The sequence below is a fragment of the Hyphomonas sp. genome (assembly GCF_036964145.1).
Classification (GTDB): Bacteria; Pseudomonadota; Alphaproteobacteria; order Caulobacterales; family Hyphomonadaceae; genus Hyphomonas.
Genome location: NZ_JBALUC010000001.1, coordinates 1 through 25579 on the forward strand (window position 1 = coordinate 1; position 25579 = coordinate 25579).

The following is a 25579-nucleotide window of genomic DNA, read 5'->3' on the forward strand; positions in this document are numbered from 1 at the left end:
CGGCGCCTGCCGCGCCTCGGCTTCGCCTCGCGGAGCTGGAATACGGAATACCCGGATGGCGAGCGCCAGTCCGGCTTTGGGTGCTGAAAATCCCTATTTTTGTATCTTTCAAGACGCTTTTAAAAACCCCATACACGCGCGATGCGATTCCTCCTCCTCTTCCTCCTCAGCCTTGCAACACTCTGGTTTGGCAGCCCTGCCTCCGCGCAGCTGACAAGCGGTATCTCGGGCCCCGAGATCACCGAAGACGCCCGGTCGATCGGGTATCGCGCGGCCTATGACCCGGACCAGAATGGGCTCGCGCAGCGGATCCATATGGAGCACGCGCTGACGGGCTCCCTCGCCGTGAGGGGCGTGATCCAGGCGCGCAAGACAGATTCCCGCGCCACGGATTTCGATTACGTTCAGGGCGAATTGCGCTGGCAGGCCACGCCAGACGGCGCGCGCTGGGCTTCCGGTGTGCGACTGGACGTACGGCTGCGGGACAGAGATCGGCCAGGCCAGATTGCGCTGCACTGGCTCAACCAGATCCAGCTGACGGACGAGATGCGGGCACGCTTTTCGACCCTTGCAAGCATGCAGACCGGATCCGGACGCGAATCCGGGACCTTCCTGCAAACACGGGGGGAGCTCAGCCGGCGGCTGGAGGGCGGGGTCGATATCGGCGCGGAGGTCTACAACATTTATGGCCGGGCCAGCGACCTCCTGCCGGTCTCACAGCAGAGCCATCTTGCGGGGCCGTTCGTCTCGCTGCCCCTGACCACATCCCTGACCTTGCGGACAAGCGCGCTGGTGGGTCTGACGTCGGGGTCAGCGGATGCAACGTTTCGCGTTTTTCTCACACACGGGTTTTAACGTCACAGAAGTCCCTCGCCTCTGGCGGATCATTACGGTAAACGTGATTTTAATGCAGACAAAGGACGGGTAAGTCCGCGATGGATCGCAACACCAAATTGGCAATCTCAGGTGCGGCGATCGCAAGACGGGAACAGAAGCGTCAGGAAAACGGCGCCTCTGGCGGCAAAACCAAGAAGGGGACACTCATGCGCGCAATCTTCGGAATCTTCCCGCTGCTGGTCATCCCGGTAGCACTCTACAATCTTCTCGCCATCGGCTTTGGCGGATCGGTCGAAATGGCCAATGAGTTCGGCGAAATCATCCGCGCGGATTCCGCGCCGATCCTGTCGCTCCTGAATGACCGGTTTATCAGCCTGCCCATGATTTCCGGTGTCGACTGGGTCCTCACCAAGGGCGATGCGATCCTGTTGCTGGCCGTGGTCTTCCTGTTCCTGGAAATTCTGAAATCGACCTCGACAGGCACGTCAACGATCATCAATCACGCCGTTTCGATGATCCTGTTCATCGTCTGCCTGATCCAGTTCCTGCTCTTGCCAAACTTCGCGACATCCACCTTCTTCATCCTGATGTCGATGACCTTGCTGGACGTGCTGGCGGGCGTGGTCGTCACGATCGTCTCGGCCCGGCGCGATTTCGGCGTCGGCGAAATGTAGGCACGGGGCAAACGGAATGCAGAAAAGGGCCTGCCCGCTGGCGGGCCCTTTTTCGTTTCCGGTCAGTCCTTGCTGTAGAGATCCGAGAGCTGCTTCTGGATCGCAGCCATCTGGGCCTGCATGTTGGCCAGCGCCTCGGCCTGGTATTCCATCATCGGATTGAGGGAAGATGTCTCACTCCGGGACTGCGCATTCTTCAACGTCGGCATGAAAAGTTTCATCGCCTCTTCGAACATGGACATGTTGCGCTTGGCCTGCTGCTCGAACATGTTCATCGGATTGGCGGCCTTGCGCCATTCCTTCTGCGCCTCGGAAAAGCTGTTCATCGACATTTCGAGATAGGAGGGCAGAAAGGTCTGCGCCCCCCCGCCATAGAACCCGATCAATTGTCGCAGGAAGTTCAGCGGCAGTGCGCCTTCGCCCTTTGTCTCGTTCTCGAAAATAATCTGCGTGAGGACCTGACGGGTCAGATCCTCTCCGGATTTCGCATCCCGCACCTCAAAGTCGCGCCCTTCCCGGACGAGCTCGGACAAATGGTCCAGCGTCACGTAAGACGACGTCGACGTGTCGTAAAGACGACGGTTTGCATACTTCTTGATGATGATCAGATCGTCTGATCCATTCCCTTTGGCCATGTCCTGCCCTCTGCTTCATGGATTTGCGAAGCAATTTTTGTGCTATGCAACAAGTCTGGCACAAATTTTCCCTGCGACCAATGCGCTATTGCTATCGATGCAACAGAATGGCTAGCTGACCCATGTCAAATAACACGGGAGGAAATACGTGATGACTAGAGTAGCTCTGGTCACTGGAGGCACGCGCGGTATCGGGCGAGCGATCAGTGAAACCATGAAGGCCAAGGGATATGCGGTTGCTGCGAATTTCGCCGGCAACCAGCAGGCCGCGGATGAATGCGCAAAAGAACTCGGCATCAAATGCTACAAGTTCGATGTCGCGGATTATGATGCCGTTACGGAAGGTCTGGCGCAGATCGAAAAGGATCTCGGCCCGGTTGATGTCGTGGTGAACAATGCCGGCGTCACCCGCGATGCGCCTTTTCACAAGATGACCCGCGAGCAATGGCAGCAGGTGATCGACATTGACCTGACGTCTGCGTTCAATGTGACGCGCCAGGTCTGGGAAGGCATGCGTGAGCGCGGTTGGGGCCGCGTCATCAACATATCCTCCATCAATGGCCAGAAGGGCCAGTTTGGCCAGGCCAACTATTCCGCCGCCAAGGCCGGCCTGATCGGTCTCAGCAAGGCCCTTGCCCAGGAAGGCGCCAAGAAAGGTATCACCGTGAACACGGTCTGCCCTGGCTATATCGACACGGAAATGGTCCAGGCCGTTCCGGAGAAAGTCCTTGAGGGTATCATCGCGACGATCCCGGTCGGCCGCCTTGGCAAGGCCGAAGAGATCGCCTCGATGTGTGCCTACCTCGCCAGCGATGAAGCTGCCTTCATCACTGGCGCCACCATGACGGTGAATGGCGCGCAATATATTGCGGGCTAGAGGCTCAAGGTAATCTTGCCGAAATGCTGCTGGCTGGCCTGATAGGCGAAGGCATCAGCGATTTCGGCAAGGGGAAAATCCTTGTCCAGTACAGGCTTGATGCCGTTGGCCTCGATGGCGGCAATCATGTCTTCCTGATGCCGACGGGATCCGACCGTTATTCCCGACAGCGTGATGTTCAAGGAGAACAGGGCCGCTGTCGGGACTTCCCCGGACACCCCTGTCAGCACGCCGATCAGCGAGATATGTCCACCGGGACGGGATGCGGCAATGGACTGCGCCAGTGTTTGCGGTCCGCCAATCTCGACCACTTCATCCACCCCGCGACCGCCGGTCAGCGCCTTGGCCGCTTTGCCCCAATCGGGCGTATCCTTGTAATTGATGAGATGATCGGCGCCGAGTGCCTTCAGCCGTTCAAGCTTTGCGTCTGAGGAGGATGTGGAGATCACACGGCACCCGGCCGCCTTGGCGAATTGCAGCGCAAAGATGGACACGCCGCCCGTGCCCTGGGTCAGCACCCAGTCGCCAGGCTTGACCTTGGCCTCGACCATCAGGGCGCGCCATGCCGTCAGCGCAGCGCATGGCAGGGTGGCGGCTTCCCGGTACGAATAGCCTTCGGGTATACGGGTGAAGGCCCTTTCCGGCGCAGCAACCAGTTCGGCGCCGAAGCCGTCCGCGCCGTCGCCGGGCACACTGGCAAAACCTGCGGCCTCGATCTCACCGGACTGCCAGTTCGGGAAGAACAGGGACACCACCTTGTCGCCTGTTTTGAACTTGGTGACACCTTCGCCCACCGCCACCACTTCACCGGCCCCATCCGACATCGGAATACGTCCGTCCTCGGTGGGGATGGCGCCCATGACGACGGCGAAGTCATGATAGTTCAGGCTGCTCGCATGGATGCGAACCAGTATGTCGCCAGCGCCGGGTTTTGGATCGGGCCGGGTCTCAATGACCAGGTTTCCGGGGCCTCCGGGCTTCTTGACGGTTGCAGTTTTCATCACGGTTTCCTCCTGTATTCGCAGGAGGGGAGCTATGGCGCCCCAAGGGAAGTCAAGCGAAGCGCGAAAACTAGGCGATCCCGGATTCGAGCCGGTCCGCTCGTAGCGCCTTCCTCCGCACTTTTCCGGCATCATCCCGGACAGGCTCGGACACATACTCGAAACTTTTCGGAATCTTGTAGCGCACAAGGTGATCCGCGAGATGCGTGGCCATTGAGCTGTCCTCCACGGGACCTTCGGGACGATCAATGATCGCGTGCAAACGCGCACCCATATCGTCATCCGGCAGGCCGATCACCGCCGATGACCTGACCCCGGGATAGGCATCAATCGCGGCTTCCACTTCGGCCGGGTAGATGTTCGCCCCGCCCGACAGGATCATGTCCGAGAGCCGGTCGGTGAGATAGAGATATCCGTCCTCATCCATCCATCCAAGATCGCCCAGACTTTCCCAGCCGCCCTCAATGGATTTGGCCTCGGCGCCGATATATCGGTACGTGCTGCCCTGCCCCGTGAGAGGCCGGAGGAAGACTTCCCCGACTTCGCCGGAGGGAAGCGTCTCGCCCGTCTCGCCAACAATCTTGATTTCGCAGGCCTCAACGGGCCGGCCAACCGAGCCTTTGTGCGTCAGCCATTCATCCCCGCGGATCATGGTCGTGCCCTGTCCCTCTGTGCCGGCATAGAGCTCCCAGATCACTTCCGCGCCGAGCCAGTCGACGAAGCATTCCTTCAGCCAGGCCGGGCAGGGTGCTGCGAGATGCCAGAGCGTCTGCAAGTTCGACAAGTCGTAACCTGTTCGTACATCTTCAGGCAGCGCCCAGATGCGGCGCATCATCGTCGGCACCATATAGACGATATTGATCTTCAGCCGTTCCAGGATTGCGAGGGTTTGCTCGGCATCGAAGCGCGTCGTGATGGCCACGGTGCAGCCGCGGAAGAGCGCAATCATGGCCCAGACGAATGGCCCATTATGGTAGAGCGGCCCCGGCACCAGCATGGCGCCCTGTTGCGGGATTTCCAGATATGGCAGATCGGTATCCCATGCTGCCGGCTGGGCAGAGACGATAAGCTTTGGCCGCCCTGTAGACCCGCCACTCGTCATTGCCTTCAGGGACGCAGCTGTAAGTTCAGGCAGGGCGTCGGATGACAGATGCGCGCCCGGCTCAAAACCCTGCGGCACGGAGGCTGTCTGTTCGTACACACCCGATTCTATGCCGACGATCAATGAAGGAGTCCCCAGTTCAATGATCTGGTCCCGTTCTGACTTCGGCAATTTGGCCGATATGGGCTGGGGCGTAGCGCCTAGCTTCCAGACTGCAAAACATGCCGCAAAGAATTCTATGCCATTCGGCAGTGCGATCGTGACGAAATCATCCTGCTGGACACCCAGCTCCGCATAGGCGCGCGCGAGACGATTGGTGCGCGCCTCGAACTCGCCCCATGTGACGGCTTCGCCCTCATGATCAATCGCAACCCGGTCCACCTGCCTTGATGCCCAATATGAAAGGATTCGTGATGTGGATTGGACTGGCATGGGGGTTCCTCGCTTGGTTCTTTTTTATATATCGGCGCGCCGGAGCAGCCTCTGGAATCCTTCCCAGAATTCCTGACGGCGGGTATCGGTTTCCATCAGGATTTCATGCATGGCGCCTTCAACGACCACATGTTCGCAATCTGGCAGCCTTGCGCAAATCTTTTCGTGTGCGGCATTGTCGACCAGTTGCTCTTCTTCGGCCGAAGCGACAAAGATCGGAATGGTCACCTGTTTGAGCGCCTTCGGCTTTGTGAACGTATCGACGATGTTCAGGGATGCCCCGAGCCAACCCCATGTTACCGGGCCCAGTTCGAGATCGGGGCGCGCATCGATCAGCGCCCGCTGCATCTGCCAGTGCTTCTTGTCATGTGTGACGATGTTGGTCTCGAAGGTTTCTGGTGGACCGGGCTGGATGGCATAGTCGCCGGCCCGTCCGGTCGCACGCATCGCCCAGACGAGGTAGCGCATGCCGAAGAAGCGCGATTTCAGCCCCCACATCGGGGCACAGAATGCGGCCGCATCAACCTGCACCAGCCCCTGAGCAATGGCCGCCAGCGCGATGGCGCCTCCCATGGAGTGTGCGACCGAAACATACGGACGCGGCAGCCGGTCCTGCAATTGCTCCAGCCCGCCCGCAAGGGCGCCCATGAAGGTCTCGAACCGGTCGATATGTCCCTTCTTGGTGTCGTCCAGCAGGCGCTCCGACAGGCCTTGCCCCGGCCAGTCAAGAATGACCACGGCGAAGCCCATTGCCTGAAGCTCCCGTCCGACCTCGAAGTATTTCTCGATGAATTCTGTGCGGCCCGGGCAGACAATCGCGGTGCCGCGCGGATCAGACTTTGACAGGGCCGGTGCCACGCAGGCCCTCAGGTTTCGTCCCTCACTTCCCTTGAACCACAGAATTTCTGCCCCGTCAGGCGGCGGGTTTCCCGGAATGAGTACGAAGGAATCATCCTGAGTGTGGGGGGGCGTCGTCATAAAGAACTTTCAATGGCAAGAAGCCGCCCAAGGTTTCCCCGGACGGCTTCAGAGATCAAGTTCGATCCAGCGAGATTAGCTGAACTTCTTCATCAAATTCTGCAGCTGCATGGCAACAGACATGTCACCTTCAACTTTCAGCTTGCCCTGCATGAAGGCCATCGTCGGGTCCATGGCGCCTTCGGAAATTTTCACGAAGTCGTCCCAGTTGACCTTGATGGTGGCGTCAGCATCGGAGTCCGAATTGTCAGCCTTGCCTGCAACGCCGTCGATGAACAGCTTGCCAGCGTCACCGAAATCGAATTTCACTTTCTTGGTGAAGTCGCCACCGGCTTCGACGGCAGAATCTGCTTTCGATGTGAGTTCTGAGAGATCCATTGAATTCCTCCTTAAATGGACTTGAGCCGATAAAGCCGCCCCTTCAGGCAGATTGCAAGCCCGCATGCTTCAGATTTGCTTGAAGCAACTCAGTTGTTTGCAGCGCGGATTGCAGGGTTTCCGGATGGAAACACATCTTGACCTAGCGTAGCGGAAGCATGGAACCTGACCAGCATGAGTTGGCAAAAATCGATTGAAGAATTGCGCCGCCGCGAGCGGCTGGCTGAGAAAATGGGCGGCGAAGAGCCGGTGTCCCGCCAGCGCGGACGTGGCAAGCTGACCGTTCGTGAGCGCGTCGCCTTCCTGGCTGATCCCGGCAGCTTTCACGAAATCGGCAAGATCGCCGGCAAGGCCACTTATACGGTCGACGATGAACTGGAATCCTTTTCCCCTTCAACGTCCGTCACCGGACGCGCAACGCTGAACGGAAAGCCAACGGTCATTCTCGCCGATGACTTCACGGTCCGCGGCGGAGCGTCAGATGCTGCGATCTGGCAAAAAATGGTTATGATGATCAAGATGGCCGCCGAATACCGGATGCCTCTGGTCCAGATGATCGACGGTACCGGGGGCGGCGGATCGATCAAGAGCCTTGAGAAGGATCCCCGGACCTATATTCCGGAGACGCCGGGCTGGAACGAGATCACGCATGGCCTGACGCAAGTGCCGTTCGTCTCGCTCGCCCTCGGGCCGTGTGCCGGCATGGGCGCCGGGCGCGTCGCCGCCAGCCATTTCTCGGTCATGGTGAAGGAACTCAGCCAGGTTTTCGTTGCCGGCCCGCCGGTCGCGATTGCACTTGGCGAAAACGTCACGAAAGAAGAACTCGGCGGCTGGAAAATCCAGGGGCAGAATGGCACAGTCGACAATGTGGTCGACAGCGAAGCCGATGCCTTCGAAACGGCACGCCGCTTCCTCTCCTATCTGCCAGCCTCCGTGCACGAATTGCCTGAACGAGAGCCGCCACGGGACAAGCCGGACCGCCGTGAGGAGAGCCTTCTCTCGATCGTGCCCACCGATGGCAAGACACCCTACAAGCCGCGCAAGATTGTGGAAGCGACCGTCGACACAGGCAGCTTCTTCGAGATCGGCCATGATTGGGGCCGGGGCATTGTCTGCGGCTTCGCCCGTGTCGACGGGTACCCAGTCGGCATTCTGGCCGGCGACCCCTTCTTCCTGGATGGTGCCTGGACGGCGGATGTCTGCGACAAGGTCACCCGCCACATGGACCTTTGCTCGCAATTCCATTTGCCGGTTATCCACTTCGTTGACTGCCCCGGCTTTGCCGTGGGTGTGAAGGCGGAGACCGCGGGCGTGACCCGCGCCGGTGTGCGCGCCATGACCGCCATCTACCAAGCCGATGTGCCGGTCTGCTCCATTGTCATCCGGAAGGCCTATGGCCTCGCCGGATCGGCCATGATGAACCAGAGCCGGACCAAGTGGCGTTATTGCTGGCCCAGTGGCGACTGGGGCAGCCTGCCCATGGCGGGCGGGATCGAAGCGGCGTTCCGAAAGGAACTGGCCGAAGCTGAAGACCCGGAAGTCCTGAAGGCGCAGCTTTACAAGAAGTTCGATGCGATCCGCTCGCCGTTCCGGACGGCCGAATCCTTCTATGCCGAGGAAATCATCGATCCGCGCGATACAAGACCGCTGCTGGTGGACTTCATCCAGCATGCTTGGCGTACGCTGGAGCCGGGCGAGCGAAGAACCGGCTTCCGGCCCTGACGAACCGCCCGATTTCAAACGTGATCTTGCCATTTTGCTGGTTTCATGTGGAAGTCGGATTGGACGTGGAGGGACAATATGAATTTCAAATTTCCAGCAATTGTGACGGCCGCCCTATGGCTTGCCGCCTGTGGCGGGCCGGGCAACGAGTCCGTCGAGCGAGCGGCCATGTCTGCGCCACCGCCAGCGCCCATGATGGAACAGGGCATGGCGATGGATGGCTCCTACGCCAAGGCTGGCGGGGGATCTGGACCAACCGAAGAGGTCGCGCAGCAATACATCGCCTATTCGCACTCCCTTGGGATGCGCCTGCCGGTGAAGTCGATCGAGCCTGTCATGCAAGGGCATGTTGCGGCATGTAACGAGGCGGGCCCATCGGTCTGCATCATCACCAATTCCTGGTTCAACACATATTCAGATGATGAAGCCTCTGCTTCGCTCCAGCTGAGGGCAACACCGGACTGGATCGAAACCTTCCTGAACGGCGTCGATGCCGAAGCCGAACAGGCCAATGGCGAGGTGACGAACCGGCAGACGACGGCTGAAGACCTGACCGTATCGATCATCGACACAGATGCCCGCCTGAACGCACAGCAGACCCTCCAGAAACGCCTGGAAGAATTGTTGGCCAACCGTGACGGCGAACTGGGAGACCTGTTGGCCACGGAGCGGGAACTTGCCCGCGTCAACGGTGAAATCGACTCGTTGAAGTCATCACTCAAGACGTTGATGCTCCGGGTTCAGATGAGCCAGCTGAGCATCAATTATGAGACCAAGCGCAATCCGGTTTCGCAGGGGGCGCTATCGCCCATCGCGAATGCCTTCGGAGATTTCTTCTACAATCTGTCCAGCGCGCTCGCCGCTGTAATTACGGCTTTTGCTATCGGCCTGCCCTGGCTGATCCTGATCGGCGCATTCCTGTGGATCTGGCTCAAGCTGATCTGGCCGCGCATTCGCCGCAAGAAGCCCAGCTGATGTAAAATGCCCCCGGATTGCTTCGGGGGCCCTTCATCAGACTTTCTCTACCATTTTTGCCTGGCTACCCTTTGGCGTGGTGTCGCCCAGCAGCAGATGCGCGATCTCTTTCGGGACGATCATCAACATCTCGCGAGTGGACGCGTCCCAGTTCTCAAGGATGTCCTTTGCGCGCAGCGATTTGGTGCGCTTGAAATGTTCCTCGATCAACGTGCGGGCTTCGGCGATGTGCTCAGCCTTCATGTCGGAGAGTGGGTACCAATCGATGGCATCGGGGTTTGCGACGCGTTCAAACTGGCTGTCCGGATCCCAGATATAGGCCGTTCCCCCGGTCATGCCGGCGCCGAAATTGTCGCCGACCGGGCCGAGGATCACCGCGCGTCCGCCGGTCATGTATTCGCAGCCATTCGCGCCGCAGCCTTCGATAACCGTCACGGCGCCGGAGTTTCGGACCGCGAAACGTACGCCTGCCGTGCCGGCCGCGAACAGCTTGCCAGCCGTTGCGCCGTACAGGCACGTATTGCCGATGATGGCATCGCCTGTCCGGTGGCGTTCCTTAGGACGCGGCGAGACGACAATCGAGGCCCCCGACAGGCCCTTGCCGACATAGTCATTGGCATCGCCGATGACTTCGAGCAGGAGGCCTTGCACTGAGAACGCGCCAAGCGACTGGCCCGCGGACCCCTCAAGCCGGATATGCAGACGGCCTTCCGGCAGGGCCTGCATGCCAAACTTCCGTGTGATGGCAGAACTCGACCGCGCGCCAATGGCCCGCATCGTGTTGCGCACGCCATATTCGAGCTGCATCTTCTCGCCGCGCTCGAAGAACGGCTCGGCATCGCGCAGGATCTGGGCGTCCAACGTGTCCGGAACTTCCTCACGACGATTCGGCTGGTAGATGACCGGTGTTTCGGTATCGACCTGTACCAGCAGCGGGTTGAGATCGAGATCGTCGAGATGGGTCGAGCCGCGGCTGACCTGAGCGAGCAAGTCGGTGCGGCCGATGGCTTCATCGAGCGACTTCAAACCGAGCGAGGCGAGGATTTCCCGCACATCTTCGGCGATGAAGCTCATCAAATTCACGACCTTCTCGGGAGACCCCGTGAAGTGCGCCCGCAGCGCTTCGTCCTGAACACAGACGCCAACAGGGCAGGTGTTCGAATGGCACTGGCGCACCATGATACAGCCCATGGCGACCAGCGAGGCCGTGCCGATGCCATACTCTTCCGCGCCCAGCATCGCCGCAATGACAATGTCCCGGCCGGTACGGAGGCCGCCATCCGTCCGCAGCGTGACCTTGCTGCGCAGATTGTTCAGCGACAGGATCTGGTGCGCTTCGGCAAGGCCGAGCTCCCACGGTAGGCCCGCATATTTGATGGAGGTCTGCGGGCTTGCGCCTGTTCCACCCACACCGCCTGCGATCAGGATGACATCGGCCTTGGCCTTGGCCACACCGGCGGCGACCGTACCGACCCCGGACTGGGCGACGAGCTTCACGCAGACCCGCGCTTCGGGATTGATCTGCTTGAGATCGTAGATCAGCTGGGCAAGGTCTTCGATGGAGTAGATGTCATGGTGCGGCGGCGGCGAGATCAACATCACACCCGGCGTCGCATGGCGCAGCCTGGCGATGAATTCCGTCACCTTGAAGCCCGGCAGCTGGCCACCCTCACCGGGCTTGGCGCCCTGGGCGATCTTGATTTCAATCTCGCGGCACTGGTTCAGATACTCCGCCGTCACACCAAACCGGCCCGAGGCCACCTGCTTGACGGCAGAGTTCATATTGTCGCCATTCGGCAGCGGGCGGAACCGCGCACGATCTTCGCCGCCCTCGCCAGAAACCGACTTGGCACCGATGCGGTTCATCGCCACGTTCAGCGTCCCATGCGCTTCCGGGCTAAGCGCACCAAGAGACATGCCCGGCGTTATGAACCGCTTACGGATTTCATTGATCGACTGGACGCTGGAGACAGGCACCGGCGCACCGGCCGGCTTGAAGTCGAGCAGGTCGCGCAGCTGGATCGGGTCGCGCGAATGCACGGCTTCGACATATTTTCGGTAGATGGAATAGTCGCCGCGGTCGCAGGCAGCCTGCAACGTATGGATCAGGTTTCCATCCAGTGCGTGGGGTTCTTCCGACGCGCGCAGACGATAGAATCCACCCACTGGCAACGAGACCACGTCTTCATCAAACGCGGCTTCATGGCGCACGAGCGCATTCTCTTCGAGACCCGCAAGGCCCAGACCGGAGATTCGGCTGTTCATGCCGGGGAAATAGTCTGCGACCAGCGCGCGAGACAGGCCCAACGCCTCAAAATTATATCCGCCCCGATAGGACGAGATGACGGAAATACCCATCTTGGAGATGATTTTCAGGAGGCCAGCCTCGACCGCTTTCTTGAAGTTCAGGACGCAATCACTCAGCGTCATGTCGCCGAACAGGCCGCGTGTCTGACGGTCCGCGATGATGTCCTGCGCAAGATAAGCGTTCACGCAGGTCGCCCCGACACCGATGAGGACGGCAAAGTAATGCGTGTCGAGACATTCGGCCGAACGGACAGTGATCGAACAGAACGTCCGCAGGCCTTGTGCGACGAGATGTGAGTGCACAGCGCCGGTGGCCAGGATCATCGGGATGGCGATCTTGTCTGCCGATTGGTACTGGTCGGTCAGAATGATGTGTTCGCGGCCTTCGCGAACAGCATCCTCGGCCTCACGGCGGATACGGCTCAGCGCATTCTTGAGCGCCGTTCCGTCGCCTGCGGCATCTGCCTCATTGAACGTACAATCGATCTCGGCTGTGCCGACGCCGAGCCGGTCAATCAGGCGATCATACGTGCCATTGGTCAGCACAGGGCTTTCCAGAACGAACACTTCCTGCTGCGATTTGTCGGTGTCCAGAACGTTTCCGAGGTTCTTGAACCGCGTCTTGAGACTCATGACACGCTCTTCGCGCAACGGGTCGACCGGAGGGTTCGTGACCTGACTGAAATTCTGCCGGAAGAAGTGGCTCATCGGGCGATAAGAGAAGGACAGCACCGCCGTCGCCGTATCATCGCCCATCGAGCCGATCGCCTCCTTGCCGCCTTCTGCCATCGGAGACAGAATGAGCTCCAGCGTTTCAAGCGTATAGCCCGCCGCCGTCTGACGACGCAGCATGTCTTCCTTGTTGAACATGAGCGGTTCCGGACCAGGACCGATTTCCGGATCAAGCTCCGTGACAGCCTTCAGCCAGTCTTCATAAGGGGCCTTGCCCGCAAGCAGGTCGATCAATTCCCGGTGCTCGTAGAACTTACCTGTCTTCAGGTCAGCCGCAATCATGCCGCCTGCCTGGATCAGACCGCGCTTGGTAACTTCATGGTCGCCCAGCGGGCACATGCCAGCTTCCGAACCAACCGCCAGAATACCATCCGCCGTCAGCGCATAGCGCAGCGGCCGCAGCCCATTCCGGTCCAGGCCCGCAATAGCCCAGCGGCCGTCATAAGCCGCAATACCAGCCGGACCGTCCCACGGCTCCATGACGGAGTTGCAGTAATCATAGAGGGCCTGATGCGACGTTGGCATGACCGAATCCCGCTTCGACCAGGCTTCCGGGATCAGCATGGCCTTGGCCATCGGCGCGGACCGGCCGGACTTGCAGAGAATCTCGAATACCGAATCGAGCGCACCCGAATCCGATGTGCCATCCGGGATGACCGGCTTCACATCATCGACATGTTCGCCAAAGACTTCCGAGACCATGCGGATCTCGTGACTCTTCATCCAGTTCTTGTTGCCCCGAACCGTGTTGATCTCGCCATTGTGCGCGATCATGCGGAAGGGCTGGGCCAGCGACCATTGCGGGAATGTGTTGGTTGAGTAGCGCTGGTGGTAGATCGCAAAGGCCGAAACAAACCGCTCATCCCTCAGGTCCAGATAGAAATTGTCGATATCCTGCGCCAGGAACATGCCCTTGTAGATCAGGGATGAATGGCTCAGCGAACAGACATAGAAAGACGGAATCGCGGCTTCCCGCGCCCGGCGCTCAATTCGTCGGCGGCAGATATAAAGGGCCCGCTCAAGATCTTCCGGGCTGCGGCCCATCGCGTCACGGAACATGATCTGTTCGATGGCGGGGCGCGTGTCCTTGGCCTTCTGGCCGATCACGGTCACGTCGACCGGAGGCTGCCGCCAGCCATAGATGTAGAAACCGAAATGCAGGACTTCGGTTTCGACCAAGGTCCGTGCGGCTTCCTGAGCGGCGAAGTCTGTACGTGGTAGGAAGATCTGACCTACACAGATCGGATCATCGGTCGGATTGTGGCCCGTGCGGGTCACATGCTCACGAAAGAAGTCCTGCGGAACTTCCACGCGGATACCTGCGCCGTCACCGGTCTTGCCATCGGCGTCCACTGCGCCGCGGTGCCAGACATTCTTCAGGGCCTCGATGCCCATTTCCACGATCTCGCGGCGAGGCTTGCCGTCGAGCGCGGCCACCAGGCCGACGCCGCAAGCATCATGCTCGTATTCCGGATCATAGGCATGGCCGTCCATCAACTTCTGACGGTTGGCTTCGTACTGTTTTACATAATCTGACATCTGATTACTCCGCCGCGACTTTTGAAGCGCGCTCTTCTGCTCTCATCGCCTTGTGCATGGCTTCTGCTGCATCCCGCCCATCCTTGATGGCCCAGACAACGAGCGAAGCACCCCTGACGATATCGCCTGCGGCATAGACGCCGGGCAGGCTGGTTTCCATTGTTGCATAATCGACCCGGACCGCGCCCCAGCGGTTCACGGTCAGTGTTTCTTCGCCGAACAGTTCCGGCAGGTCTTCCGGGTCAAAGCCCAGCGCCTTGATCACCATGTCCGCCTTGATGTCGAATGTCTCACCCGTCTTGACCGGAGACTGGCGACCGGAGGCATCCGGCTCGCCCAGTTTCATGCGGCTGGCACGGACGGCTTTCAGCTTACCCGCTTTCGTGTCGAGGATGGCATCTGGCGAAGCGAGCCATTCGAAGGTGACGCCTTCTTCCTCGGCATTCGTCACCTCACGCTGGCTGCCCGGCATATTGGCGCGGTCGCGCCGATAGAGGCAGGTCACGCTCTTGGCGCCCTGGCGGATGGCCGTGCGGACACAGTCCATCGCGGTATCGCCCCCGCCAATCACGACCACGCGTTTGCCGTCGGCGTTCAGGGTTCCGTTATCATATGCCGGCACTGCATCCCCGAAATTCTTGCGGTTCGATGCGGTCAGATACTCCAGCGCCGGAAATACGCCCTTGGCGCCGCTGCCGGGGCATTTCAGATCTTTTGCGGCATATACGCCGGTTGCAATCAGAAGCGTGTCGTGTTCTTCGCGCAGCGTGGCGAGAGAGACCGTCTCGCCAATTCGGGTATTGAATTTGAACGCAATGCCGGAATCTTCAAGGCGCTTGATCCGCCGCTCGACGACATCCTTCTCCAGCTTGAAGCCCGGAATGCCATAAACCAGAAGGCCGCCCCCACGGTCATAGGCATCGTAAACGGTGACCTGGTAGCCCTTGCGGCGCAGCTGTTCGGCGGCGGCGAGGCCAGCGGGACCCGCGCCGATGATGCCGGCGGATTGTGTCCGCTCGCGAGGCGGTGTGATTGGCGTCACCCAGCCCTGCTCCCAGGCATTGTCGGTGATGTATTTTTCGATCGACCCGATCGTCACCGTCCCATGCCCGGACTGCTCGATCGTACAGATGCCTTCGCACAATCTGTCCTGCGGACAGATACGGCCGCAGATTTCCGGCATATTGTTCGTCGCGGATGACACCTGGTAGGCCTCTTCCAGACGGTCTTCCGCGGCCAGCTTCAGCCAGTCCGGGATATTGTTGGAAAGCGGGCAGCCTTGCTGGCAGAATGGCACACCACATTGGGAACACCGCGTCGCCTGCTCGCTGGCCTTCTCCTTGCTGAATTCGGCATAGATTTCTTCAAAGTCATCCCTACGGTCCAACGCCGTCCGCTTGGAGGGCATACTCCGTTCGACCTTTGTGAATTTCAGCATTTTTTCTGCCATTCCGGCGCTCCCGATATTAGAAGTGTGGACTTAGGACTTTCCCGCACACCTCGCAAGCGCATTCGCGTCAATACAGATTATAATGATATTCAATTACTGCCTGAAAATGACATTTTGGTCGCGGATTGATTTACCTCAAACAAATAGAAATCATTTTGATTTGTATAGGATGAATGGAATTTTCCCCGAATTGGTTTAGTTCACGTCTGTCCTAACAGTGTAAGGCCCGCCTGATGTCCCTATTACAGCTCGCCATCATCGCTCTGTTGCAGGGCACAACGGAATGGCTGCCCGTATCCTCCTCCGGCCATGTATTGCTCGCGGCGGATTTCTTTCAGGCAAGCCCGGCGGACGAACTCCTGATCAATGCCGTATCGAACCTCGGCACCTTGCTGGCCATGCTGATCTATTTCCGCAAGGACGTGCTCAGCGCCATCGGCGGCGGATTCGAACTCATCGCCGCCCCTGTTTCAAAGGCGCCACTGTCGAGAGGCGCGCGCCTGGCTGCCGCCGTCATCGTCGCGACCCCGGTCGCCGTCCTCGTGGCCTTCGCCTATGAGAAATTCCTGCCCGAACACATGCTGGAAAGCATGCGCAGCATCTATGTCGTGGCCGCAACCACGATCCTGTTCGGCGCCCTGCTCTGGTGGGCCGATGTGAAGGGGGACCGGGATCGCAAGGAAGAAGACATGACCATGTGGCATGCCTTCCTGATCGGCGCGACACAGGCAATTGCCGCCATCCTGCCCGGCACCAGCCGCTCCGGTATCACGATGACCGCCGCGCGCGCGCTCGGCTACGACCGCACGGAAGCGGCCCGGTTCTCCATGCTGATCGGGGCGCCCATTCTCGCCGCCGCCGGACTTTACGGCGCGATGGGGCTGTTGACGGCAGATGCGACCGAAACGGTCCTGACCATCAAGGATGGCCTGATCGTGGCGGGCATCGCCTTTGTCACCGGCCTTGCGTCCATCTGGTTCCTGATGTCGCTGCTCAGCCGAATGAGCTTCCTGCCCTTCGTACTGTACCGCTTTGCGCTGGGCGCCGTGCTGATCCTGGGATCACCCCTGATCGGCCTGTTCTAGGCTCAGGCCTCGGACGGCTTGTGGAACTCGCCATAGTCGCGGAAGCGCCAGAGATAGGATGGCACGATCGCCTCGACCGTTTCCAGCTCTGTCACACCAAGGTCCTTCAGGGTCAGTGCATCGTCAGCCACGACATTGTCGGACTTCAACAGCTCGACCTGATCGCCGGTGATCGGCGGATCACCCAGAAAGCCCCAGGAGAAGGGTGGGATGTAGCGCCAGACGGCGGCTGTCAGATATCCCATCGGCTTTGCGATGAAGAAGGGCAGCGGAATCTTGAAGCGCCGCTTGTCGATCGTTTCAAGAATGATGTCGTAGATTTCATTGAACGTGTAGGTGCGCGGGCCGCCGAGTTCGTATGTCTTGCTGGCGGTCGCCACATCATCCACGCCAAACGCAATCGCCTCGGCCACGTCGCCTGCATAGACCGGCTGGAACCGGGTGGAGCCCCCGCCAATGGCGGGCATGAGCGGAAAGACATTCATCATCGGCGCCGTCGCGAGTGCGGCGAACCGGTTGAAGAACTCATCTTCCGACGCGAACACGATGGATGGACGCAGAATGGTCGCGGTCGGAACGGCGTCACGAACGGCAGCTTCGGCTTCAGCCTTGGTGCGCGCATAATCGGCGGAGGAGTCTGCGTCCGCCCCAATGGCGGATACCTGAACGAAACGGGCAATCCCCTTCTCCGCAGCAATTTGCGCCAAGAGGGCGGCGCCTCCGCTTTGAGAAGACTCAAAGGTCTGCGCGCCTTTTTCGAACATGATACCGACCAGGTTCACGACGGCGTCAGCACCTTCCAGCGCGCGCTCGATCGAATCCCGGTTGCGGATGTTCGCCTGAACGACATCCACCCATCCCGGAGGGCCTGCAAGACGGACGTCGCCCGCTGTGTTCACATGGCGACAGGCAACGCGGACGCGCCATCCCTTTTTCACGAGTTCACGGGCAGCGTAGCGACCGATGAACCCCGACCCGCCAAAAACAGTTACCAAGCCTTTGGTCATCTTCAGTATCTCTCATAGCGGCCAGGGCCGCGATAAACCGGATGGCGCCTTTGATCATAGACCCGTTCGCCTGTCTACCAAGGCAGGGCGGGCGAAACAGCGCGGCCCTGCAGAATATACAGACGCGCCATCCGTAGGTGCATCACTGGCCGGGAAGGGTCAGGCGTGCGTCTTTATGTGATCGGTCATCCAGTCTGAAAATGCGGCGCGTTCTGCGTCGCTCATGTGCAGGCCCAGCTTTGATCGGCGCCAAAGGATGTCGTCGGCAGATCGGGCAAACTCCGCCTCGACCAAATAGCGCGCCTCGGCTTCGGTAAGACCTGCGCCGAACATGCGTCCGAGATCCGCCACGGTATCGGCATTGGTCAGCAATTGCCGGACTTTTGTGCCATAAGCGCGCGCCAACCGTTCCAGCAGGTCGGCATCCAGATTCGGATAGTCCCGTTTCAAATCGGTGAAGAAGCCGTCAAAATCGGCACCGGGCATGTCACCGCCAGGAAGATCCGCGTCGCGGGTCCATTCCTTGCCGGCCCCTGGGAAAATGTCCTCCAGCGTCTGAAGTGCATCCTCGGCCAATTCCCGATAGGTCGTGATCTTGCCGCCGAAGACGGACAGGATCGGCGCGCCAGCCTCATCGTCCAGCTTCAGGACGTAATCGCGGGTCACCTTGGAGGCGTTTGCGGCATGGTCATCATAGAGTGGCCGCACGCCGGAATAGGTCGCCACCACATCGGAAGGCGTTACCGCGCGCGCATAATACTCGCTCGCGCCATCGCAGAGATACTTGATCTCGTCCTGTGTGATTTTCACCTCGTCGCGATTGGCTTCGTACGGAACATCGGTCGTCCCGATCAGGGTGAACTCGCCGCGTTCATAGGGAATCGCGAACATGATGCGCCCATCACCATTCTGAAAGAAATAGGCATGGTCGCCTTCATGCCAGCGCGGCACGATGATGTGGCTGCCCTTCACAAGGCGCAGGTGCGTTTCAGTCTTCTTTCCAGGGTCGAGGCCGAGGATATCGTCAACCCATGCGCCGGCGGCATTCACGACCGCCTTGAACGAGCGGGTTTCAGACCCGGTCGGGCCTTCCAGCACCGCGTCCCAGTGATCACCGTTTCGCACGAGCGAGGTGCAGCGCGTGCGGGTCAGGACCTCGGCGCCGCGTGACTTGGCGTCGACGGCATTCAACACGACCAGACGGGAATCTTCGACCCAGCAATCCGAGTATTCAAAGGCGAGCCGGTACTCCGGCTTGAGCGCATCAAGCTTTGTCGTCGATTTCCGCCGCAGCGTCTTTGTCGGCGGCAACAGTTTCCGTCCGCCGAGGTGATCATAGATGAAGAGGCCCAGCCGGATCAGCCAGGCCGGGCGCAATTCCTTGTGATGGGGCAGGACGAACCGCATCGGCCAGATGATATGCGGGGCAGCCTTGAGCAGGATTTCGCGCTCGATCAGCGCCTTGCGGACAAGGCTGAAATCATATTGCTCCAGATAGCGCAGGCCGCCATGGATCAGCTTGGTACTGGCCGAGGATGTGTGCTGGGCAAGATCATCCTTTTCGCACAGGACGACGTCCAGTCCTCGCCCCGCCGCATCGCGCGCGATCCCGGTGCCGTTGATCCCGCCGCCGATCACGAGAATGTCGTGCATCTCAGCCTTTCATCAGGCCTGCGGCCTTCAGAAGCTTGCCCGCTCGCAGCACGCGCTGGAGCTTGTGTTCGGAGGATCGGTCGCCCTTGTTGGAGTCCGGGTGGAAGCGGCGCACATATTCGGCATAGCGTGCGCGAATCTCTGCAGGCTTGGCATCGGTTTCCAGATCCAGCTCCTTGAGGGCGCGCTTCTGCAGCGTGTTGCGATGGCCGGACGAGGCTGTCTCACCACTGGCCACATCATCTACATTGAAGAATTTACTGCCAGCCCAGCGGCGCGGATCCAGCTTTTGAGTACCCTTTTCACCGCGCATCGGACCTGTACCGAATTTCCAGGTGCGCTTGTGGCCGTATCGTTCGGACCGGGCGAATGAAGCCGCCTCGGCCTGGGACATGCCTTCAAAGAAATCGAAGCTGCGATTGTACTCTGCCGCGTGCGTCTGGCAGAAATAATGGCGACCATTCCCCTGGCGCTTCGGCGCAGGGTGGGTCCCCTCAAGGTCGCATTGCTTGTGATCGCAGACACGAGTCTTCTGCGCACGCGCTCTCGAAGCCTCGTCTTTGGGAGGCTTGATGCGTATATCTTTGAACTTAACGCGATAGGAAAATGGGTCACCGTCAGACATGACCCGGCATAATAAGGAGTGCAGGTTAAAGATGCCACAGCCAAGTAACAGGTTATCGCGAATTCGTGACCTTTTGACCGAGGCTTTTGCCCCGGTGGAGCTGGATATTACGGATGACAGCCAGAAACATGCAGGTCATGCGGGCGCGGCGCCGGGGGGAGAGACCCATTATACGGTGCGAATCACTTCGGCTGCCTTTGCAGGCCTGTCGCGCGTCCAGACCCAGCGCAGCATCATGATGGTACTACAATCCGAATTCGACTCCGGCCTTCACGCACTCGCCTTACACGCGAAAGCGGCATGATTCTTGAAAAATCCGACTCCACGGGGAACCGAAATATGACTCGTTCATTAATTTCGCAGCCGTCGAGGAGAACGGGTGATGGTAAGACAACTCATGATAGCCGCCGCAACAGGCGCGATGATTGCAGGTTCAGCGATTGGTGAAACCCCTTCGGACAAGGTGAATCTGGGCATGATGCACTGGATTCGCGACACGGTCTGTACGTCAGGCCAAGAAATCGTCTTCGTTCCGGTTTCCCATGACGTACCTACGCTCAAGAGCGAATGGGCTGTGATCGCGATGGACAATCCCGATCCGGATTCTGCTCATATCGTGTCATTGACCGAAAAAAACTGGCTGAAAGCGAATGGGTGCGACGAAGATCCTTCGCCAGAGATTCACATGGCCAGTCGCGATGCCGACTCAGGCGGTTTCGGCCTCTGATATGTTCAGGCCGGTGACCTGGTTTCGCTGGCGACGCAGCACATTGAACCTGTAGCCATGAAACACGAAGCTTTGTCCGGGTTCCGGAATGGTCTGGGCTTCATGGATGACGAGCCCTGCCACTGTGACAGCTTCTTCATCGGGTAAGTTCCAACCCGTGGCACGGTTCAGGTCTCGAATTGGGACCCAGCCATCAACATTGACCGATCCGTTCGGCTGCGGTCTCACGCCCTGCACAGCCACATCATGCTCATCATGGATGTGGCCCACAATCTCTTCCAGAATATCTTCCAGCGTGATCAGGCCCTGAAGTTCACCATACTCGTCCACGACCAAGGCGAAGTGGCTGCGCTTCTGCAGAAAGGCATCAAGCTGGTCCTGAACAGGGGTTGTCTCCGGCACAAACCAAGGCTTGCGCAGTATGGAGTCGAGATCGAGTGAGGAGAGATCTCCGCCGAGGGGCAGTGCCGCCCGCAAAAGATCCTTTGCGTGGAGAATTCCGACAATCTCTTCCTTTTCGCCCCGGTATAGGGGCAAACGGGTGTGCGGGCTCGCCAGCGCCTTCGTCACCAATTGGCGCGGCTCGGTATCCGCATTCAACATGCGGATATTCTTCCGGTGGATCATCACGTCTTCGACGGTCAGCTCTTTCAGGTCGAGCGCGCCGACAAGACGCAGACGGTCTTCGGCTCCCACCCCGCCCTCGGAGGCATGCAGGTCAATGGCACCGCGGATTTCCTGTTCTGCCGTAACCAGTTCGGCCGGTGCACCCAGACCGAGAATCTTGAGCGTGATGGTCACGATGAACTGGATGAGCTTGACGATCCAGGCAACCGCCCAGACCAGGCCACTGATCGGCCGGGCTACGCTCATCGCCATCGTGTCAGGCCGCGTGATCGCGTAGGTTTTAGGTAGCACTTCGGAAAACACGAGCACCAGAATGGTCATCACGCCGGTGGCCAATACCAGCGCGAGCCCGCCCTGACCGAACAGCGCCGTAAACAGGGATGTTGCAAGAACCGACGCCAGGATGTTCACGAGATTGTTGCCCAGCAGGATGGAGCCGATCAGGTTTTCACGATTGCTGATCAGCCGGTTCACCGTCTCGGCCCGCTTGTCCCCATCCTTTTCCAACTGGTGCATGCGGGCGCGCGATGCAGCGGTCAGCGCCGTCTCGGAGCCGGAAAAGAAGCCGGACAGGCCAAGCAGCACGAGGATAGAAATGATGTAACCGGCAATCATGGATAGGGTCTCATAATGTGTGGATCAGCCTTCCAGCAATTCCGTGCGGAGAAAGGCTTCGACTTGAGTGAGGTCTGCATCCGCGTGAATGTAGGATTGGCCAATGCCTCTTGCGAGGATCAGGGGCACGCGCCCGCCTCTGGCCTTCTTGTCCTGTTGCATCAGTTCGACAAGGCGCGCGGCCGTGTAGGGGCCGCCCTGCCGGCCCGGAATGGCTGATTGCAGGCCTGTTGCATCAAGATGCGCCGTCACGCGGTCTGCATCGGCCTCAGGTGTGATGCCTTGCGCGGCGCCATAGCGGAAGGCAAGCGCCATGCCGATGGCCACGGCTTCGCCGTGCAGCAGGTCCGGCGCGTAGCCATTTGCTGCCTCGAGCGCATGCCCGAATGTGTGCCCGAGATTGAGCAGGGCTCGGACGCCCGTTTCACGCTCGTCTTCGGCCACGATGGCAGCTTTCGCACGGCAACTGGTCGCCACAGCATGGGCGATCGCCCCCGGGTCCAGCGCCAAGACCGCCTCGCCATGCTCTTCGAGCCAGGCAAAAAAGTCCGGATCATTGATCAGGCCGTATTTCACGATTTCCGCATATCCCGCACGAAGCTCACGTGCCGGCAGCGTTTCCAGCAGGGCTGTATCTGCGATCACCAATTGCGGCTGGTAGAAGGCGCCAATCGAGTTCTTGCCGCGCGGCGTGTTCACCGCGGTCTTGCCGCCAACCGAGGAATCGACTTGGGCCAGCAGGGTTGTAGGCACCTGCACGAACTTCATGCCGCGCTTCATCAGGCTGGCGGCGAGGCCTGTAATGTCTCCAATGACGCCACCACCGAGCGCAATGAGCACATCGCTGCGGTCAGCAGAGGCTTCGAGCAGCCAGTCCAGGATGCCTTCGAGATTGGAGAAGGATTTCGTTTTCTCGCCGGGCGTCAGGGATTTCCATAACGTTTTCATGCCAGTTGATTTCAGCGCCTCGTCCAGCCGGTGGCGGTGCATGCGCTCAACCGTCTCATCCGTCAGGACGAAAACCCGTGACTGCTTCAGCATGGGCGAGAGGCGCGCGGCCAATTGATCCAGGGCGCCATGGCCGACCAGAATGTCATAGCTACGGTCTTCGAGGTCTACGGTCACGGTCTCGAGTAGGGGCGCGGTCATGTTCACTTCGGTGTCCATGTCTGGAGGGCCTTGTATATGGCATTGACGGTGGTGCCGTGCGGGCCGTCCTTTGACGGCACAACAAGATCGGCCTGGGAATAGATCGGCTCGCGCTCGGCCAGCAGATTGGTCAGCACGTCCTTGGCATCGGGGCGCCGGAGCAGGGGGCGCGTATCGCGCTTCTGGACCCGCCGCCACAAGGTTTCGAGATCCGCGTTCAGCCAGACGGTGACCGCATTCTTCTGCATCAGCGCACGGGTCTCATTGTTGAGATAGGCCCCGCCGCCAGTAGCCAGCACGTGAGGCGGCAGGTCCAACAGGCGTTTCAGCACCTGATGCTCGCCGCGCCGGAAATCCTCTTCTCCGTGAAGCTTGAAAATATCGGTGATCGACAGGCCAGCCGCCTTCTCGATCTCCGAATCACTGTCAAAGAATTCCCGGCCCATCTTCTCGGCCAGACGGCGCCCGACCGTTGATTTCCCGGCTCCCATCAATCCGACAAGCGCAACCGTCCGCGACATGTATGGCAATGTCGCGTCAACCGGTCGGGAAGTACTGTCACTGTCAGAAGGCATTCTGGACTTTCGGGCTCTGTTCGGTTCATGTCCTATAGTTGCTGTGGCGCCTTCGCAATCCAGCGCCGGAATTCTGTATCTAGGGGTAAATAGCCATGCGCAAGTTTCTCATCCTTCTGGGCCTGCTGGTAGTCCTCGTTCTGGGCGTCGCCTGGTGGCTGGGCGGACAGGCCGAAAAGGGCAAGCCGGAACCTGGTGAAATACGCATTGAGGTCGACAATGTCCTTTAAGGGCATTGTCTCGGTCGCCTGCCTTGTCCTTGCAGGCGGCCTGCCAGCAGGCGCCCAAATCGAGGATTCCGGTCTGGGCCTGGTCAATCCGTGGGGTATGAGTTTTCTCGAAGCTGGTGAGCCTTCCCTGCCGACCGACATGTGGCGCGCCTCTGACGCCGATGATTTGCTGCCTCTGATGCGGGATGTCCGCACGCATGACCTGACCCCGGCCGAGCGGACGTTGATGCAACGCATGGCAATGTCGCCCGCAACGCCCCCGGCCGGGATACAGGAACCGCTGCTCCGGGCAGAGCGCGCCCGGATCATGTATGATCTGGGGGAAGCGGAAGCCGCTGCCACTCTGATGGCACGGCTCGACACCCCGCCACCCGGCCTTGATGCAGACGAAATCGTCGCCGATTTGAATCTTGCGCTCGGCAATGAGGCGACGGCTTGCGACATGCTGAACGCGCCTGACCGGATTTCAGGCTATTGGGCCAAACTACGCGCTGTCTGCGCGGCGCTGAAAGGCAATACCGCCGGCGCCGAACTCGCCATCGAGATGGCGCTGCAACAGGACGCCGTCGATTCCTGGCTTCTCGCCGCTGTGTTTGCGACGTCCGGCGAACTGCCAGACGCGCCGGAGGCGGATTACTCTTCCGGATTGAACCTCGCAATTTCGGCCGAAGCCGGACTCGCTCCGCCCGAAGAGCCCATCCCGGCGCGCCGCCCGGATCTCGCAGCCGCCATGGCCCTGCATCCGAAATTACCGGAAGCATTGCGCGTCGAGGCCGCCGGGATCGCGGCGCAGGCAGGCATGCTGCCGACCGACCCATATCGGACCTTGTTCTTCAAGCTGATTTCCGATCCCGGCTTCGTGCCATCGTCTCCGCTTGAAAGCGCGCTTTATGCAGCCCGTGATCCGCTGGTCACCGATGAAGACCGCGCTTTCGCCTTGGCGGCCGCACTGGAAGACGCAATGGACAGCCCGGCTCATTTCAGCGCGGTCTCCCGGCTTCTGTGGAACGAGATTGAGCGCCTTCCCATCAATATAGACACCGTCTCAAACGCCCCGCTGTTCGCCCGGTCCGCGCTGGCGACAGGCCATTTCCCAGACGCCAGGGACTGGTCGTCTGCCAACACAATGGAAGGCGCGCCTGAGGATGGCAGCTTCGATTCGGCGCTCATGTCGGCCCTGGCAACGCTGGCGGGAAGTGAAACCACACGCAGCGCCAGCGACTATAATGGCGAACGACTGGCAGCCCTTGCGGAGTCCGATCTGCAAAAGCAGACCGCCGCCCGCCTGTTTGCCCTCTGGACAGCGCTCGGCATTGCCCCCCCGGCCGACGCCCGCCGGTTGGTGGTGAATGCCCCCGAACGCGAGGCCACGCCGGAAATCGATTTGCAATTGCTGGGTGTGCTTGCCGCTGCTGAGGCCGATGCGGCAGGCGAAGTTATCCTGTCCACGGTCGGGATGACAAAAGGCGATCCAACCGCCCTCGACGATGCCAGCCTGCTCCTCCTCTTGAAGGCGTTGCAACGGATCGGCGCCGAAGATGCCGCCCGTCAAATGGCGTTGGAATCAACTGGCTATTGGAAAGCGCTCAACTAGAAACTTCCCGAATTTCGTTGATCTTGCCCCCAGAAGGCTGATGGTGGACGAAA

The 25579-nt window shown here is 59.9% G+C and carries 23 protein-coding genes; 10 read left to right on the top strand and 13 right to left on the bottom strand.

Translation table 11 applies throughout. The annotated features are described in order from the left end of the window. Positions 1 to 141 precede the first annotated feature (141 nt). Together V7660_RS00005 and V7660_RS00010 are read left to right on the top strand one after the other, a co-directional pair. Positions 142 to 855 carry a hypothetical protein gene (locus V7660_RS00005; RefSeq protein ID WP_335601057.1) on the top strand — a complete coding sequence of 238 codons (714 nt, stop codon included), beginning with the start codon at positions 142 to 144 and terminating at the stop codon, positions 853 to 855. A 188-nt stretch (positions 856 to 1043) separates the two neighbouring features. Continuing rightward, complete coding sequence (locus V7660_RS00010; RefSeq protein ID WP_335601058.1) at positions 1044 to 1511, top strand: hypothetical protein; 468 nt, start codon at positions 1044 to 1046, stop codon at positions 1509 to 1511. A gap of 62 nt (positions 1512 to 1573) precedes the next feature. Here the strand turns inward: V7660_RS00010 and phaR are convergent, their stop codons facing one another. Further along, positions 1574 to 2146, bottom strand: coding sequence for a polyhydroxyalkanoate synthesis repressor PhaR (gene phaR / locus V7660_RS00015; protein ID WP_335601059.1), 573 nt, complete (start codon positions 2144 to 2146; stop codon positions 1574 to 1576). Between the two features lie 151 nt (positions 2147 to 2297). Here phaR and phbB point away from each other — a divergent pair, with 151 nt between their 5' ends. Further along, positions 2298 to 3023 (top strand): acetoacetyl-CoA reductase, encoded by a 726-nt coding sequence (gene phbB, locus V7660_RS00020; RefSeq protein ID WP_335601060.1) that lies wholly within the window; start codon positions 2298 to 2300, stop codon positions 3021 to 3023. Here the strand turns inward: phbB and V7660_RS00025 are convergent. From V7660_RS00025 to V7660_RS00040, 4 genes are all read right to left on the bottom strand, one after another. Continuing rightward, positions 3020 to 4024, bottom strand: coding sequence for a zinc-dependent alcohol dehydrogenase family protein (locus V7660_RS00025; protein WP_335601061.1), 1005 nt, complete (start codon positions 4022 to 4024; stop codon positions 3020 to 3022). The genes phbB and V7660_RS00025 overlap by 4 nt on opposite strands. A gap of 70 nt (positions 4025 to 4094) precedes the next feature. After that, the gene (locus V7660_RS00030; protein WP_335601062.1) at positions 4095 to 5558 is read right to left on the bottom strand and encodes an AMP-binding protein; all 1464 of its coding nucleotides are present in this window, start codon (positions 5556 to 5558) and stop codon (positions 4095 to 4097) included. A gap of 24 nt (positions 5559 to 5582) precedes the next feature. Further along, positions 5583 to 6536 carry an alpha/beta hydrolase gene (locus V7660_RS00035; RefSeq protein WP_335601063.1) on the bottom strand — a complete coding sequence of 318 codons (954 nt, stop codon included), beginning with the start codon at positions 6534 to 6536 and terminating at the stop codon, positions 5583 to 5585. A 75-nt stretch (positions 6537 to 6611) separates the two neighbouring features. Then, positions 6612 to 6914 carry an SCP2 sterol-binding domain-containing protein gene (locus V7660_RS00040; RefSeq protein ID WP_335601064.1) on the bottom strand — a complete coding sequence of 101 codons (303 nt, stop codon included), beginning with the start codon at positions 6912 to 6914 and terminating at the stop codon, positions 6612 to 6614. A 174-nt stretch (positions 6915 to 7088) separates the two neighbouring features. Here V7660_RS00040 and V7660_RS00045 point away from each other — a divergent pair, with 174 nt between their 5' ends. Both V7660_RS00045 and V7660_RS00050 read left to right on the top strand, forming a co-directional pair. After that, entirely contained in the window at positions 7089 to 8636 is a 1548-nt protein-coding gene (locus V7660_RS00045; RefSeq protein WP_335601065.1) for an acyl-CoA carboxylase subunit beta, read from the top strand. A 78-nt stretch (positions 8637 to 8714) separates the two neighbouring features. Further along, the gene (locus tag V7660_RS00050; RefSeq protein WP_335601066.1) at positions 8715 to 9611 is read left to right on the top strand and encodes a DUF4349 domain-containing protein; all 897 of its coding nucleotides are present in this window, start codon (positions 8715 to 8717) and stop codon (positions 9609 to 9611) included. Positions 9612 to 9647: 36 nt separating this feature from the next. Here V7660_RS00050 and gltB read toward each other — a convergent pair whose 3' ends face one another. Beyond that, positions 9648 to 14189 (bottom strand): glutamate synthase large subunit, encoded by a 4542-nt coding sequence (gene gltB, locus V7660_RS00055; RefSeq protein WP_335601067.1) that lies wholly within the window; start codon positions 14187 to 14189, stop codon positions 9648 to 9650. Positions 14190 to 14193: 4 nt separating this feature from the next. Further along, complete coding sequence (locus tag V7660_RS00060; protein ID WP_335601068.1) at positions 14194 to 15639, bottom strand: NAD(P)-dependent oxidoreductase; 1446 nt, start codon at positions 15637 to 15639, stop codon at positions 14194 to 14196. Between the two features lie 233 nt (positions 15640 to 15872). Between V7660_RS00060 and V7660_RS00065 the strand changes: the two genes are divergently transcribed. Next, positions 15873 to 16724, top strand: coding sequence for an undecaprenyl-diphosphate phosphatase (locus V7660_RS00065; protein ID WP_335601069.1), 852 nt, complete (start codon positions 15873 to 15875; stop codon positions 16722 to 16724). A 2-nt stretch (positions 16725 to 16726) separates the two neighbouring features. On the opposite strand, the gene V7660_RS00070 is transcribed toward V7660_RS00065, so the two are convergent. The 3 genes from V7660_RS00070 to V7660_RS00080 all read right to left on the bottom strand — a co-directional run bounded on the left by V7660_RS00070 (position 16727) and on the right by V7660_RS00080 (position 20009). Next, positions 16727 to 17731 carry a complex I NDUFA9 subunit family protein gene (locus V7660_RS00070; protein WP_335601070.1) on the bottom strand — a complete coding sequence of 335 codons (1005 nt, stop codon included), beginning with the start codon at positions 17729 to 17731 and terminating at the stop codon, positions 16727 to 16729. Positions 17732 to 17890: 159 nt separating this feature from the next. Then, positions 17891 to 19384, bottom strand: a complete 1494-nt coding sequence (locus V7660_RS00075; protein WP_335601071.1) for a glycerol-3-phosphate dehydrogenase — start codon at positions 19382 to 19384, stop codon at positions 17891 to 17893. A 1-nt stretch (position 19385) separates the two neighbouring features. Beyond that, positions 19386 to 20009 carry a DnaJ domain-containing protein gene (locus V7660_RS00080; RefSeq protein ID WP_335601072.1) on the bottom strand — a complete coding sequence of 208 codons (624 nt, stop codon included), beginning with the start codon at positions 20007 to 20009 and terminating at the stop codon, positions 19386 to 19388. A gap of 31 nt (positions 20010 to 20040) precedes the next feature. Between V7660_RS00080 and V7660_RS00085 the strand changes: the two genes are divergently transcribed. Further along, entirely contained in the window at positions 20041 to 20313 is a 273-nt protein-coding gene (locus V7660_RS00085) for a BolA family protein (protein ID WP_335601073.1), read from the top strand. A 78-nt stretch (positions 20314 to 20391) separates the two neighbouring features. Continuing rightward, on the top strand, positions 20392 to 20736 hold the full coding sequence (locus tag V7660_RS00090) for a hypothetical protein (RefSeq protein ID WP_335601074.1): 345 nt from the start codon (positions 20392 to 20394) through the stop codon (positions 20734 to 20736). Here V7660_RS00090 and V7660_RS00095 read toward each other — a convergent pair. The 3 genes from V7660_RS00095 to V7660_RS00105 are packed head-to-tail and all read right to left on the bottom strand — an operon-like array spanning position 20716 to position 23648. After that, positions 20716 to 21978: an HlyC/CorC family transporter gene (locus V7660_RS00095; RefSeq protein ID WP_335601075.1), complete on the bottom strand. Its 1263-nt coding sequence runs from the start codon at positions 21976 to 21978 to the stop codon at positions 20716 to 20718. The genes V7660_RS00090 and V7660_RS00095 overlap by 21 nt on opposite strands. A 24-nt stretch (positions 21979 to 22002) precedes the next feature. Continuing rightward, on the bottom strand, positions 22003 to 23127 hold the full coding sequence (gene aroB, locus V7660_RS00100; RefSeq protein WP_335601076.1) for a 3-dehydroquinate synthase: 1125 nt from the start codon (positions 23125 to 23127) through the stop codon (positions 22003 to 22005). A gap of 2 nt (positions 23128 to 23129) precedes the next feature. Beyond that, positions 23130 to 23648, bottom strand: coding sequence for a shikimate kinase (locus tag V7660_RS00105; RefSeq protein WP_348475270.1), 519 nt, complete (start codon positions 23646 to 23648; stop codon positions 23130 to 23132). Positions 23649 to 23797: 149 nt separating this feature from the next. Here V7660_RS00105 and V7660_RS00110 point away from each other — a divergent pair, with 149 nt between their 5' ends. Both V7660_RS00110 and V7660_RS00115 read left to right on the top strand, forming a co-directional pair. After that, on the top strand, positions 23798 to 23932 hold the full coding sequence (locus tag V7660_RS00110; RefSeq protein ID WP_335601078.1) for a hypothetical protein: 135 nt from the start codon (positions 23798 to 23800) through the stop codon (positions 23930 to 23932). Next, positions 23922 to 25526: a hypothetical protein gene (locus V7660_RS00115; RefSeq protein WP_335601079.1), complete on the top strand. Its 1605-nt coding sequence runs from the start codon at positions 23922 to 23924 to the stop codon at positions 25524 to 25526. Before V7660_RS00110 ends, V7660_RS00115 begins: the two co-directional genes overlap by 11 nt. Positions 25527 to 25579: the final 53 nt, after the last annotated feature.

Coding starts and splice junctions, on each gene's coding strand:
- V7660_RS00115 (WP_335601079.1), top strand. CDS start 23,922: ATGTCCTTTAAGGGCATTGTCTCGGTCGCCTGCCTTGTCCTTGCAGGC.
- V7660_RS00095 (WP_335601075.1), bottom strand. CDS start 21,978: ATGATTGCCGGTTACATCATTTCTATCCTCGTGCTGCTTGGCCTGTCC.
- V7660_RS00065 (WP_335601069.1), top strand. CDS start 15,873: ATGTCCCTATTACAGCTCGCCATCATCGCTCTGTTGCAGGGCACAACG.
- V7660_RS00110 (WP_335601078.1), top strand. CDS start 23,798: ATGCGCAAGTTTCTCATCCTTCTGGGCCTGCTGGTAGTCCTCGTTCTG.
- V7660_RS00025 (WP_335601061.1), bottom strand. CDS start 4,024: ATGAAAACTGCAACCGTCAAGAAGCCCGGAGGCCCCGGAAACCTGGTC.
- gltB (WP_335601067.1), bottom strand. CDS start 14,189: ATGTCAGATTATGTAAAACAGTACGAAGCCAACCGTCAGAAGTTGATG.
- V7660_RS00050 (WP_335601066.1), top strand. CDS start 8,715: ATGAATTTCAAATTTCCAGCAATTGTGACGGCCGCCCTATGGCTTGCC.
- V7660_RS00090 (WP_335601074.1), top strand. CDS start 20,392: ATGGTAAGACAACTCATGATAGCCGCCGCAACAGGCGCGATGATTGCA.
- V7660_RS00030 (WP_335601062.1), bottom strand. CDS start 5,558: ATGCCAGTCCAATCCACATCACGAATCCTTTCATATTGGGCATCAAGG.
- V7660_RS00070 (WP_335601070.1), bottom strand. CDS start 17,731: ATGACCAAAGGCTTGGTAACTGTTTTTGGCGGGTCGGGGTTCATCGGT.
- V7660_RS00080 (WP_335601072.1), bottom strand. CDS start 20,009: ATGTCTGACGGTGACCCATTTTCCTATCGCGTTAAGTTCAAAGATATA.
- V7660_RS00060 (WP_335601068.1), bottom strand. CDS start 15,639: ATGGCAGAAAAAATGCTGAAATTCACAAAGGTCGAACGGAGTATGCCC.
- V7660_RS00045 (WP_335601065.1), top strand. CDS start 7,089: ATGAGTTGGCAAAAATCGATTGAAGAATTGCGCCGCCGCGAGCGGCTG.
- V7660_RS00105 (WP_348475270.1), bottom strand. CDS start 23,648: ATGTCGCGGACGGTTGCGCTTGTCGGATTGATGGGAGCCGGGAAATCA.
- V7660_RS00035 (WP_335601063.1), bottom strand. CDS start 6,536: ATGACGACGCCCCCCCACACTCAGGATGATTCCTTCGTACTCATTCCG.
- V7660_RS00075 (WP_335601071.1), bottom strand. CDS start 19,384: ATGCACGACATTCTCGTGATCGGCGGCGGGATCAACGGCACCGGGATC.
- phaR (WP_335601059.1), bottom strand. CDS start 2,146: ATGGCCAAAGGGAATGGATCAGACGATCTGATCATCATCAAGAAGTAT.
- V7660_RS00040 (WP_335601064.1), bottom strand. CDS start 6,914: ATGGATCTCTCAGAACTCACATCGAAAGCAGATTCTGCCGTCGAAGCC.
- V7660_RS00005 (WP_335601057.1), top strand. CDS start 142: ATGCGATTCCTCCTCCTCTTCCTCCTCAGCCTTGCAACACTCTGGTTT.
- V7660_RS00010 (WP_335601058.1), top strand. CDS start 1,044: ATGCGCGCAATCTTCGGAATCTTCCCGCTGCTGGTCATCCCGGTAGCA.
- aroB (WP_335601076.1), bottom strand. CDS start 23,127: ATGACCGCGCCCCTACTCGAGACCGTGACCGTAGACCTCGAAGACCGT.
- V7660_RS00085 (WP_335601073.1), top strand. CDS start 20,041: ATGCCACAGCCAAGTAACAGGTTATCGCGAATTCGTGACCTTTTGACC.
- phbB (WP_335601060.1), top strand. CDS start 2,298: ATGACTAGAGTAGCTCTGGTCACTGGAGGCACGCGCGGTATCGGGCGA.